Here is a 12,541-nt window from a genome sequence, read left to right on the forward strand (position 1 = left end):
TTGGATAAAATCATTGTCCGTGGCGGGAAACAGCTTCAAGGCACAGTTCGTGTAGAGGGTGCAAAAAATGCTGTCTTACCAGTTCTTGCTGCAGCGCTACTAGCTAGTGAAGGAAAAAATATAATTCATGACGTACCAACTCTATCTGACGTTTACACGATTAACGAAGTTCTTCGTAATTTAAATACAGAGGTTGGGTTCAAAAATAATACAGTAACAGTTGATGCTTCAAAGGATTTACATGTTGAAGCACCATTTGAATATGTTCGTAAAATGCGAGCATCTATTCTTGTAATGGGACCACTTTTAGCAAGAAATGGTCATGCACGTGTAGCGCTACCAGGTGGATGTGCGATTGGATCTAGACCAATTGAACAGCACTTAAAAGGATTTGAAGCGATGGGAGCTCAAATTACGGTTGGTAATGGTTTTGTAGAAGCAAAATCAAACGGTCGTTTAAAAGGAGCTAAAATCTATTTAGATTTCCCAAGCGTAGGTGCAACAGAAAATATTATGTCTGCAGCAGCACTTGCAGAAGGAACAACAATTCTTGAAAATGCTGCAAAAGAACCTGAAATTGTTGACTTAGCAAATTTCATTAATGCAATGGGTGGTAAAGTTCGTGGTGCTGGAACAGGCACTATTCGAATTGAAGGTGTACCAACATTATTTGGTACAACTCATCACATTATTCCAGACCGTATTGAAGCTGGAACATTTATGGTAGCAGCAGCAATTACGAATGGAAACGTACTAATTGAAAATGCGGTTCCAGAACATTTAAGCTCAGTTGTAGCGAAAATGCGTGAAATGGGAGTAACAATTATCGAAGAGGAAGAAGGTCTTCGTGTAATTGGTACAGACAATTTAAAACCTGTAGACATCAAAACAATGCCTCATCCAGGCTTCCCAACAGATATGCAATCACAAATGATGGCACTTCTATTAAAAGCTAATGGAACAGGCATGATTACTGAAACAGTATTCGAAAATCGTTTTATGCATGTGGAAGAATTCCGACGCATGAATGCAAATATTAAAATTGAAGGTCGATCAACTATTATTCATGGACCAAATGATCTTCAAGGAGCAGAAGTAGCTGCTACGGATTTACGTGCTGCTGCATCACTTATCCTTGCTGGTCTTGTTGTAGATGGATATACTCGTGTTACTGAATTAAAACATTTAGATCGTGGTTATGTAAATTTTCATGAAAAGCTTGCTGCACTTGGAGCGGACATTGAACGTGTAAACGAACCAAGCACAGCTGTAGAGGAAGAAACACTAAAAGATTTACAAGCGTAAACTAAAAACTAATTCAAATGCCTGGCACTTTGTGTTACCCCACATAGAGTCGGGCATTTTTGCATTTTCATGCAACTTTCTACTATCAGTTATAGACAGAAACCTTATAAAATATTCTAAAAATAAAAAAAAATAATACATTTTGTTAAAAGAATCTAATTTGGAATCAATCTATTATTTGTTCTAAATGCTTGTCCATATACATAAATTATCTTTAGAAAGGGCAATTAGTTGGAAATTGTCATTTAAAGTTGTTTTGAAATGGATAGGAGGAAAATATGAAGTCATTTAAAACATTAATCACTGCAGGATTAACTACTTGCTCAGTCGTTATTATTATCCCTACATTGCTTGTTCTACCATTTCATAGCCATACAGATGGTAGATTGGTTGATCAGCTACAGAAAAAAGCAAACCAAGTCGCAGCAGCGAACAAAAATGACAATCTAAGTATTGAAGTTTTTAGAACAAAAACACAAAAAGTTGAAAAACTACCACTCGAGGAATACGTATTAGGAGTAGTAGCATCAGAAATGCCAGCAAAATTTGAAACAGAAGCACTAAAAGCACAAAGTTTAAGTGCAAGAACATTTATCATCAAACGATTGAAAGAAGGAAAACCGCTTGATGAGGGTGGAATTGTTGATGATTCAGTTAACTTTCAAGTCTTTCAGGATCGTGATGACCTGAAGAAAAGATATGGCGCTGAATACGATAAAAATATAGCTAAAATTGAAAAAGCTGTCAAAGCCACTGAAGGACAAATACTAACTTACAATGGACAACCTATAACTGCTTCATTCTTCTCCACAAGCAATGGATACACAGAAAACTCCGAAGAATATTGGAAAAATAGTGTACCATATTTGAAAAGCGTACCGAGTCCTTGGGATTCTGTTGCTCCAGACTATATATCAAAAAAATCATTTACAATAAGTGATTTTGAAAAGAAACTTAATGTAAAAATTAATAAGTCAGACATAGGGAAAGTCACTTCGAGAACAAAAGGTAAACGTGTAGAACAAGTGGCGTTTGGTAAAAAAACTCTTTCAGGGAAAGAAATTAGAGAAAAACTAGACCTACGTTCAACAGATTTTTCTTGGGAGCGTTCAGGTAATGAAATCATCATTACAACAAAAGGTTTTGGCCATGGAGTAGGTATGAGTCAATACGGAGCAAATGAGCTTGCTAAACAAGGAAAAACATACGCTGAGATCGTTAAGTATTATTATAAGGGTATCAACATAAAGAAGCTTAGTAAGAAGGATTATGATCAACTGGAGAAGCTTTAAGTACGGTACATTAAGACAGACCTAATTTAGGTCTGTTTTTTTGTATAACCGCTACTATTGGTATTATATGAAAAGAAGAAAATAACTTAAAAACACTCTAAACTGAACTAATATTCGTCCATTTAGAGTGTTTTTTGGTTAAATAAAGTATTTACCTTTGGAAATTAAAAAGTTAATAGCAGAAATACTAGTGTTATTTGCAACATGCAGGTTCAATTTCAGTTCCTTACGATACAGAAGATTACACTACATTTCCACTTCTTTTCTTATCTCTTACTGCTTTTGAGCATATTTATAATAAAAATACCCAACAAATGGACGTACCTTTATGTTTTTTACATTTGATTTTTGCAAGTATACATAGCCAGCTTGGTAAACTGGAGCAATCGCAGCATCATCTAGTAAAAGATCTTCAGCATTATGAAGGAGCTGAGTACGTTCTTTTTCGTTTTGTAAGCTGATTGTATTTGCTTTTTGAATAAATCCATCATATTGAGAGTTTTTATAATTTAATACATTTAAAGCCGATTTAGAGGTAAATAGCTCTAAATATGTCGTTGGATCTGGATAATCAGCACCCCATGTATCTAGAGAGAGATCATAGTTTCCTTGCTGACGCAATTCGAATTTTTGTTGTGCAGGCTGTACGACAATATTAACTGTTAGACCTTTTAAATTTGTTTCTAATTGTGATTTTAAATATTCACCGATTTTACGCGATGTATTGTTATCACTTACAAGTAATGAAATTGTAGCTTTTGATTTACCACTTTCAGATAAAGCTTCTTTAAAGAGTGATTTAGCCTCCTCTAAACTTACTGTAGAAGGATGAGACGTTGAGCTAACAAAGTCGACGCCTTTAGAGTTTTTTACTAAACCTTTAGGAATAATTCGATCAGTAGGAATAGAACCATCGTTTAATAGCGTTGTACTAATGTCCTCTTTATTAAAGCCATTTGCGATTGCCTTACGCACTTTTAGATTTGCTAAAAATGGATTTTTTTGATTAAAGCTAATGTAAGAGATAATTGGCATTGCTAATTTGTTTAATTCTTTATTACCTTTATAACGATCGATAACATTAGAATCAATAATCGCTTGGTCAAGTTCACCAGTTTCATAGAGATTAACTGCAGTTGTTGTTTCTTTCATGATTTTAACGTCAATTTTATTTACATGGACATTCTTTTTATCATAGTATTGTGGATTTTTTGTCATTGTGAATCCAGCTTCATGATCCCATTTACTTACAACGTAAGGACCGTTATATAAAGTTGTATTTGCTTCTAAACCATATTTGCTACCTTGCTCCTTAACGAATTTTTCATTTAACGGGAAGAACATCGGTAAACTAGTCAGTTGAATGAAATATGGAATAGGGCGTTCAAGTTTAATTTGTAATGTTTTATCGTCTAGTGCAGTTACCCCGAGTTTATCCACAGATAACTTTCCTTGGTTAATTTCTTTTGCATTTTCAATATCATATAAATCGTATGCAAACTGAGCTTTAGTATTTGGATCAACAGCTCGTTTCATTGCAAAAACAAAATCTTTTGCCGTTACTGGGTCTCCATTTGAATATTTAGCATCTCTTAAAGTAAATGTATAGACTTTACCATCCGTACTAACTTTATGTGATAATGCAGCAGCGGGAACGTAATCTCCTTTTTCATTTGGCATATAAAGACCTTCCATTACGCTATTAAGTGCGTTCAATGATGGTCCATCTAAAGCTAATGAACTATCAAGACTTACAATATCTGAAGTATCCATTAAATGTAGCGTGTGATCATTTGAATTCGAAGTTGCCTGATTTGATTCTTGTCCACAGCCCGCTAGTGCCAATGTGAGTAATAAAGTAATTGATATGAAAGTTTTCTTAGTAAATATCATTTTATTTTTTCTCTCCTTATTTTTGGGTACAAAAAAAGAGTCCCCGCCTTATAGAAAGGACGAGGACTCCCGTGGTGCCACCTTAATTAGCCTAAAACGATTAGACTCACTTTGCAGTATCAAAACAAATGAATTGAACTACCTTGTGACAAAAAAGCAGTATCGAAACATGAGTTTTTAATACCTGTCTCTTTTATCGGTGAGACGTCCGCCAAAGCCTACTGCATAAATAAATGGTTCGGTTTGGGTGCTCAGAAGCCCATTCAAAAATATGTCCGTACTGACTTGCACCAACCGTCAGCTCTCTGAAACTTTCATATAATCTACTCTTCTTCATCATCGCAAAAAATATATAATGACTGAAATAATTTTTAAGTTTAAGTTTTTAATACATCGTACAAGCTTGTAGTGTGATTATATTTTGTAAAAAAGAAAAATGCAAGAAAAATATTTTATTAACTTCATAATGAGATTTATTAACTTATCCACAAATATTGTGTATAAACCTTTTAGAATTGTGGATAAATCGCTTTCATTTGTTAATATTGTTCAAGTATTTTGTGGATTAGTGTGAATTAGTTTGAAATTGTGTGGAAAAATAAGAATTTTGTCGAACTAAAATTTTCTAAATTGCGTATATAATTCCAGAAATCTGTTGACAATGATTGCAGAGGTGATAAGGATGAGAGAGGAACAAAACAAAAAAACTTCTCAAAAAGTTATTAAAATGTTAAGAAAGCGTTGGGTAGTACCAGCAATTTATTTAGTGAGTGCGGCAGTAATTTTGACAGGTGCGTTATGGTATCAATACAGTAATGCTCCAACTCCAACAAAAACTGGAACTACAGTTGATACGAGAGAGCCTGAAGCAATTCCAGCTTCACAGCCAGAAGAAAAATTAACGTACCCAGTTTCAAAGGATGCAACAGTTCAAGTTAAAAGTCATTATTATGATGACTCTGCTTCAAAAGATGAGCAACAAGCATCATTAATCCAAATGGATAATAATACTTTCACGATCAACACTGGTATGGATTTAGTTGATAAAAGTGGAAAAGAATTTGATGTGACTGCAGCACTAAGTGGTACTGTTACAAAAGCTCAAAAAGATGCTGAGCTAGGTTATGTAGTTGTAGTAGAAAGTGGTAACGGATTAGTTTCATATTACCAAAGCTTAAAATCTGTAAGTGTTGAGCCAGGAACAAAAGTTTCACAAGGACAAGTTCTTGGTACAGCTGGAACAGCTTTAATTGGCAAAGAAAATGGCATTCATGTTCATTATGAATTACGTAAAGATGGTGTAGCAATTAATCCAGAGAAATACCAAGGACAAGATGTTTCGTCAATTATTAGTTCTGTAAATACAAAAAGCGAAACAAAAGAATCTAATACAATGAATACTTCTGGTAATGTATCAGATGACAATGAAGAAGGTTCTTCTAATACTGATTCAGATGGAAATAAAATTCAACAATAATAATTAAGCAATTCACAAAGTGCCTAACACGTGGGAATCATACCCCATATGTGTTGGGCACTTGTTTTTTTCTGATAATTGTGCATAGTTAGACACCTTTGCTAATACAATGTTATAAACCCATCAAAGAGGTGTTTGAGGTGAGGAATCGTGGATTTTCTACCTAGTCAAAATAAATGTACCTCAGCAGGTCAGTCAGAGCAGGAAAAAGAGCAGCTTAGTCAGTCAAAACGAGTCTCATTTCACGCTTCTCACATCCATTTAGAGGAGGAGAGTAGTGTGCACGATTACATCAAAGAGAGAACGATCAAGATTGGGAAATATATCGTGGAGACGAAGAAAACAGTTCGTGTAATAGCAAAAGAGTTTGGAGTGTCAAAAAGTACAGTACACAAAGATTTAACAGAACGCCTACCGGAAATCAATCCAGATTTGGCAAATGAAGTAAAGGAAATTTTAGATTATCACAAATCAATTCGTCATTTACGCGGTGGAGAGGCTACAAAGCAAAAGTATCAAAAAGAAGACGTTGAGAAAGTAACTAAATAGGTTTCTGAGCCTTGAAAACAAAATTAGAAATATTTAACCTCCTGTTCACAAATATTAATTACTAAAAGTAGTTCTTTATGGTAAAATTATATTTTGGTATGGAACGTATTCGGGGAACTGCTCATGAGTATAGTGAATAAGGAGGAGCCAAAAGGAATGTTTTCTAAGGATATCGGAATAGATCTTGGTACAGCCAATGTCTTAATACATGTTAAAGGTAAGGGAATCGTATTAAACGAACCTTCTGTAGTTGCAATAGAGCGTAGTAGCGGTAAAGTATTAGCAGTAGGGGAAGAAGCAAGCCGCATGGTAGGTCGTACACCTGGTAATATCGTAGCAATTCGTCCACTTAAAGACGGTGTAATTGCTGACTTTGATATTACTGAGGCAATGCTACGTCATTTTATAAATAAATTAGATGTAAAGGGATTCATGTCAAAGCCGCGTATTTTGATTTGTTGTCCAACAAACATTACATCTGTTGAACAAAAAGCAATTCGTGAAGCTGCTGAAAAGAGCGGCGGTAAACAAGTTTATCTTGAAGAAGAGCCAAAGGTTGCTGCAATCGGTGCTGGAATGGATATATTCCAACCAAGTGGTAACATGGTAATTGATATTGGCGGTGGGACAACCGATGTCGCAGTCTTATCGATGGGAGATATCGTCACCGCCTCTTCAATTAAAATGGCAGGGGACAAGTTTGATATGGAGATTTTAAACTATATCAAGCGTGAATACAAACTGCTAATTGGAGAGCGTACTGCAGAGCAAATTAAAATTGAAGTAGGTACTGTTTTCCCTGGTGCAAGAAATGAATCAATCGATATCCGTGGACGTGATATGGTAACTGGATTACCTCGTACAATTACTGTACAATCTGATGAAATTCAAAGAGCATTAAGTGAACCAGTTTACTTAATCGTACAAGCTGCAAAAACAGTATTAGAGCGTACACCACCTGAATTATCAGCTGATATTATTGATCGTGGAGTTATTCTTACTGGTGGCGGAGCATTACTTCATGGAATAGATATTTTACTTGCTGAAGAATTAAAAGTACCTGTTTTCATCGCTGAAGATCCAATGCAATGTGTTGCAGTAGGTACTGGAATTATGTTAGAAAATATTGATAAAATTCCAAGTCGTTACTTAAAATAAAAATCTCAAGCTATATTGATACACACTGAAATCTCAAGCATATAGAGCTTGGGATTTTTTTGTTTGGAATTTATTAGGAGCAGTTATCTTTGTAAGAATAATGTTTAGGTTTTGTAAAGTTAAGATGAACAAGAAGGTAGTCAAAGTTGGAATAGAGAAAAGGAAAGTATCAAAGTTTAAAACGCTCCATTTAAAGTTTAAATTAAGTAATTGTAAAACGTGGATTATCTAGGTAACCAGTACATATGATTTAATACTTAAAACTCCAACATCTTAAAAATAATGTAAAACGCTCCTCTAGTTTAACTTGGGACTTGATCGAAAGAAAATCGAAAAGGGTTGATTGGTAGATAGTTAATTTAACTCGTATAAATGATGATCGAACTTCAAGATAAGTAGAGATTTTATCTCTTTAAAAGGCAGTAGACCTATAAAAATCAAAACTGAATTTGCAATTAAAAGTAAATTTTAAAGCTTACATTAATCTTCACTTTAGGCAGAGTTAAAGTTTTTTTATCTTTACTGATTAATTGTATAGGATGGGGATGAACCATGACGCATATAGTTGTTGCTGGTACGGGATATGTTGGTCTTACTACAGGAGTTTCATTTGCTACAGTTGGTTACAATGTAACGTGTGTTGATATTGATGTTGAAAAAATTCAATTACTGCAAAAAGGAATTTGTCCTATTTTTGAACCGGGTTTGAAAGAATCTTTATTAGAAAATAGTTTTCTTAATAAAATTGAGTTTACAACAAATTACAAAGAAGCTTATAGCCATGCAGATATCATATTCATTGCGGTCGGTACACCAGAACTTCCAGATGGAACAGCAAATTTGCACTATTTAAAAAGCGTTGCAAAAGAGATTGCAATTAATGCTAAAAAAAATCTTACAGTTGTTATTAAAAGCACTGTTCCAGTTGGAACAAATGAGGCAGTTAAGAGAATTATGTTGGAAAATGCCCCTCGACATTTAACGATTGATATCGTATCAAATCCTGAATTTTTAAGAGAAGGTTCTGCACTATACGATCTATTTAATGGTGATCGAATTGTCATTGGTTCCGAAAGTCAAAGTGCAACAGAATTAGTAAAGGAATTATATAAACCATTTAATACGGCTATTTATACAACAGATGCAAGAAGTGCGGAAATGATTAAGTATGCATCTAATGCATTTTTAGCGACTAAAATAAGTTTTATTAATGAAATTGCCATGATCTGCGAAAAGTTGGATGCTAATGTTGATCATGTTGCTCATGGTATCGGGCTAGACCATCGAATCGGTTCAAAGTTTTTAAAAGCTGGAATTGGGTATGGCGGATCTTGTTTCCCAAAGGATACGACTGCTTTAGTAAAAGAAGCTGAGCTAGTAGGTTTAGACTTAAAATTATTAAAATCTGTTATTACAATTAATAATCAACAAAAAATAAAACTATTCGAATTAACAAAATCTCTTTTTGGAAATTTAAAAAATAAAGAAATTGCAATTTTAGGAGTTAGCTTTAAACCAAATACAAATGATATTCGACATGCACCTTCTATCGATTTAATTAATCAGTTCATCAGAGAAGGTACTAAAATAACAGTATATGATCCGTATGCCTTACCTGAATTAAGAAAAGTATTCGGAGATTCCATAAATTATTCAGTTAATGTGAAGGAAGCTATTCATGAAAAAGAGGCCACATTTATTTTGACTGAATGGAGAGAAATCGTAGAAACAGATCTCCAATTATACGAGGAGCTAATGAAGCTTCCGTTAGTAATTGATGGACGTAATTGTTTTGAATTAACTAAAATGCAAAAAAAGAACATCCACTATTACTCAATCGGTCGAAAGCCAGTGAATCCGATCCCACAGCTTATTAGTAAATAAATATAAATAAAGTTAAGTCTCTTTTGAACTGAAAAATCTATGACTTTTTAATAGGAGTTGGGCTCTTAAGTTGCTTGGATATGTCAAGGTACTTCGGAGGTCGAGCAACCTAGATGAAAAAAATTCTTATAACAAAAGTGAAGCGGGGTGTCTCATGAGACAGCCTTTTTTTGTATGCAAAATAAACCACATAGAAAACAATACATTAAATGAAATATTTTGGAAAAAGTATAAGAATAATAAGCCATGATTATGGGGTGGTGGAAAAAGTGTTTAACTACAAAGAAACCAATAGTGCAGCTACAAATAAAAAAATTCCATTTCAAAATAATATATCACGTTCTTTAAGTAAAGACATTTTAGAGAATATAAAAAGAATAAAAGATGATTTTGGAGATAGCTCTGATCTTGTGATTCGTCATGAAACACTTGGAGAAGGCATGCAGTATTCTTTTGCTGTAATTCATATTGACGGAATTTCAAATGAGAAATTAGTGAATGATGGAATCATTAATAAAATCGTTAAAATTAATGCAGAAAAAGAAACAACGCTGTCATTAACAGATTTAGAGAATGGCTTAAAAAGCGTAATCGCCGTTTCAAGTTTAAAATCACAATCAAGCTATACAAATCTCCTATCGGCATTACTAATTGGAGATACCGTTGTTCTTTTAGACCATGATAGTAATTTCTTAGTTGCATGTACAAAAATGGTGCAATCTAGAAGTATATCAGAGCCTTCAACACAAACTGTAATCAGAGGACCAAAGGATAGCTTTACAGAAAGCTTACGTACAAATACTTCTCTAATTCGTAATAGAATTCAACACCCAGCGCTGCGAATCGAGTCAATGAAAATAGGTGAAGTAACGAGAACTGATGTAGAAATAATGTATATAAAAGGTGTTGTAGATGAAGATTTATTAAGGGAAGTAAAACATCGTTTAGAGGCTATTAATGCAGATGAAATCTTAGAATCCAGCTATATTGAAAACTATATTCAAAACGATCAAAAGACTATTTTCCCTACAATGATTAACTCAGAGAGACCTGATGCTGTAGTAGGTAACTTACTGGAAGGACGTGTTTCAATTTTTATAGCTGGTACACCATTTGTCTTAATTTTACCAGCTACATTTACACAGTTTTTTCAATCTCCAGAGGATTATTATCAAAGCTCATATATTGGTACTTTTTTAAGGTTACTACGTTATATGTCCTTTTGGACTGCATTGTTTGCACCTGGAATTTTCATTGCAATTACATCATTTCATCAAGCAGTAGTTCCAACGGTTTTATTAGTAAGCTTAGCGGCCCAACGTGAAGGTGTGCCTTTGCCAGCGATTGTTGAAGCCCTTGGAATGGAACTAATTTTTGAAGTATTACGGGAAGCCGGAATTCGAATGCCAAGAGCGGTTGGGCAGGCGCTTTCTATTGTTGGAGCCTTAATCTTGGGGCAAGCAGCTGTACAAGCAGGATTTGTATCTGCGTCAATGGTAATCATCGTATCAATTACTGCGATTGCTAGCTTTACGATCCCTTATTATAATATGTCAACAGCCGCTAGGATTCTTCGGTTTATATTATTATTGGCAGCAGCTTATATTGGTTTATTTGGAATGTTGATTGGCGGTTTAATTATATTATTACATATGTGTAGCCTACGATCTTTTGGAGAGCCATATTTTGCACCATTTGCTCCATTCCGTATAAAAAGTCAAAAAGATACTATTTTAGTTGTACCTGGTCAAGGAAACCCAAAAACCGTTAAAGAACAAAGTACTGGAGAATAAGTATGAAGAGAAAATGTATGATCTTAATTCTAATTACAAGTTTACTTTTGGTGAGTTGTTCTAATTATAAAGAATTAAACAGTGTATCAATCGTGGTAGCTATGGGTGTCGATTATATACCTAAAGATAATCAATACAATATGGTTCTTCAAATCATTAATCCGAGTGCAATTGCCAGTGTTACTGGTTCAATAGGTACACCAGTTATTGCCCTAGAACAAAAAGGTAGAACAATTTCGGAAGCGGCTCGAAACATTACAAAAAGTGTTTCTCGATCAAATATATATTCTCATGTAGCGCTCGTTGTCATTGGTGAAAAATTAGCAAAGGAAAAAACGTTGAACTATATATTTGATGTGTTTGAGCGGGATTCCAAAATACGTGTTAATATTCCAGTTGTTATTGCAAGGAACGACAGTGTTTATCATGTAATGAATAACTTGCCAGCACTTGATAAATTACCGGCTAAGTCAATGGTAGGGAAAATTAAAAATACGTCTTCACTACTAGGAGAAAATCAAGAAATACAAATGCGCCAAGTAATATCAGCTCTTTCAAGTAGTGGTAGAGAGCCAGTCATTAATGGTGCAATTTTAGAACATGAAACCAAGACTTCTGAAACACTTGATAATTTTTCAACTGTGAAATCATCCTATAACAAAATTGAGGGGCTAGGCGTTATTAAAAAAGGAAGGCTAGTAGGGTGGTTAGATGGCGGACCTGCAAAATCGGTACAAATAATTGATAATGTAATAAAAGAAACAAATTTACAAATAAAATGCAGCAAAGATGAATATGATTCGATGGAGCTCACACGTGTGAAAACGGACACGAAGGTTAAAATGAAAGGTAAAATACCAATAATTCACATAAAAGTAAAATCGATCGCCATTATTGATGAAGTACTTTGTAATGATAATTTTGATAAAGCAAACACTCTAAAAAAATATGAAGTATTAAGTGAGAAAGCGATAAAGCAAACGCTAGATGAAGGAATTAAAAAAGCACAAGGATACGGTGCAGATATTTTTGGGTTTGGCGATAAACTACATTTATCAGATCCAAAGGTGTTTAAAAAATATGAGAAAAATTGGAATGATCAATTTCAAAAAGCTAAAGTGAAAATTGATGTTGATGTTCAAATAAATAATGTAGGTATGAGAAAAAAAGCTTATCCATTTTAGAAAAGA

Annotated in this window: 9 protein-coding genes and 1 other annotated feature; of the genes, 8 read left to right on the forward strand and 1 reads right to left on the reverse strand. The window is 34.1% G+C overall.

What is annotated here, in order from left to right:
* Window positions 1–1,305 (forward strand): UDP-N-acetylglucosamine 1-carboxyvinyltransferase, encoded by a 1,305-nt coding sequence (gene murA, locus BED47_RS11370; protein ID WP_025568969.1) that lies wholly within the window; start codon window positions 1–3, stop codon window positions 1,303–1,305.
* A gap of 278 nt (window positions 1,306–1,583) precedes the next feature.
* Window positions 1,584–2,597, forward strand: coding sequence for a stage II sporulation protein D (gene spoIID, locus BED47_RS11375; protein WP_069033746.1), 1,014 nt, complete (start codon window positions 1,584–1,586; stop codon window positions 2,595–2,597).
* 273 nt (window positions 2,598–2,870) lie between these two features.
* Here spoIID and BED47_RS11380 read toward each other — a convergent pair whose 3' ends face one another.
* Window positions 2,871–4,490 carry a peptide ABC transporter substrate-binding protein gene (locus BED47_RS11380; RefSeq protein ID WP_069033747.1) on the reverse strand — a complete coding sequence of 540 codons (1,620 nt, stop codon included), beginning with the start codon at window positions 4,488–4,490 and terminating at the stop codon, window positions 2,871–2,873.
* Between the two features lie 52 nt (window positions 4,491–4,542).
* Window positions 4,543–4,839 (reverse strand) — a binding site (T-box leader).
* A 333-nt stretch (window positions 4,840–5,172) separates the two neighbouring features.
* Here BED47_RS11380 and BED47_RS11385 point away from each other — a divergent pair.
* From BED47_RS11385 to BED47_RS11415, 6 genes are all read left to right on the forward strand, one after another.
* Window positions 5,173–5,967 (forward strand): M23 family metallopeptidase, encoded by a 795-nt coding sequence (locus BED47_RS11385; protein ID WP_025569000.1) that lies wholly within the window; start codon window positions 5,173–5,175, stop codon window positions 5,965–5,967.
* Window positions 5,968–6,246: 279 nt separating this feature from the next.
* Window positions 6,247–6,516 carry a sporulation transcriptional regulator SpoIIID gene (gene spoIIID / locus BED47_RS11390; protein ID WP_025569002.1) on the forward strand — a complete coding sequence of 90 codons (270 nt, stop codon included), beginning with the start codon at window positions 6,247–6,249 and terminating at the stop codon, window positions 6,514–6,516.
* A gap of 156 nt (window positions 6,517–6,672) precedes the next feature.
* Window positions 6,673–7,674: a rod shape-determining protein gene (locus BED47_RS11395; RefSeq protein WP_025569003.1), complete on the forward strand. Its 1,002-nt coding sequence runs from the start codon at window positions 6,673–6,675 to the stop codon at window positions 7,672–7,674.
* 552 nt (window positions 7,675–8,226) lie between these two features.
* Window positions 8,227–9,558: a UDP-glucose dehydrogenase family protein gene (locus tag BED47_RS11400; RefSeq protein WP_069033748.1), complete on the forward strand. Its 1,332-nt coding sequence runs from the start codon at window positions 8,227–8,229 to the stop codon at window positions 9,556–9,558.
* A 269-nt stretch (window positions 9,559–9,827) separates the two neighbouring features.
* Window positions 9,828–11,351 (forward strand): spore germination protein, encoded by a 1,524-nt coding sequence (locus tag BED47_RS11410; RefSeq protein ID WP_254664589.1) that lies wholly within the window; start codon window positions 9,828–9,830, stop codon window positions 11,349–11,351.
* A 2-nt stretch (window positions 11,352–11,353) separates the two neighbouring features.
* On the forward strand, window positions 11,354–12,535 hold the full coding sequence (locus BED47_RS11415; protein ID WP_069033750.1) for a Ger(x)C family spore germination protein: 1,182 nt from the start codon (window positions 11,354–11,356) through the stop codon (window positions 12,533–12,535).
* The last annotated feature ends 6 nt before the right edge of the window (window positions 12,536–12,541 follow it).

This window comes from Gottfriedia luciferensis (assembly GCF_001712755.1).
In the GTDB taxonomy this organism is placed as follows: domain Bacteria; phylum Bacillota; class Bacilli; order Bacillales; family Bacillaceae_G; genus Gottfriedia; species Gottfriedia luciferensis_B.

What these genes read in the sequence shown, in the direction of transcription:
- spoIID (WP_069033746.1), top strand. Translation starts at nt 1,584, where the DNA reads ATGAAGTCATTTAAAACATTAATCACTGCAGGATTAACTACTTGCTCA.
- BED47_RS11380 (WP_069033747.1), bottom strand. Translation starts at nt 4,490, where the DNA reads ATGATATTTACTAAGAAAACTTTCATATCAATTACTTTATTACTCACA.
- BED47_RS11385 (WP_025569000.1), top strand. Translation starts at nt 5,173, where the DNA reads ATGAGAGAGGAACAAAACAAAAAAACTTCTCAAAAAGTTATTAAAATG.
- BED47_RS11395 (WP_025569003.1), top strand. Translation starts at nt 6,673, where the DNA reads ATGTTTTCTAAGGATATCGGAATAGATCTTGGTACAGCCAATGTCTTA.
- BED47_RS11400 (WP_069033748.1), top strand. Translation starts at nt 8,227, where the DNA reads ATGACGCATATAGTTGTTGCTGGTACGGGATATGTTGGTCTTACTACA.
- BED47_RS11415 (WP_069033750.1), top strand. Translation starts at nt 11,354, where the DNA reads ATGAAGAGAAAATGTATGATCTTAATTCTAATTACAAGTTTACTTTTG.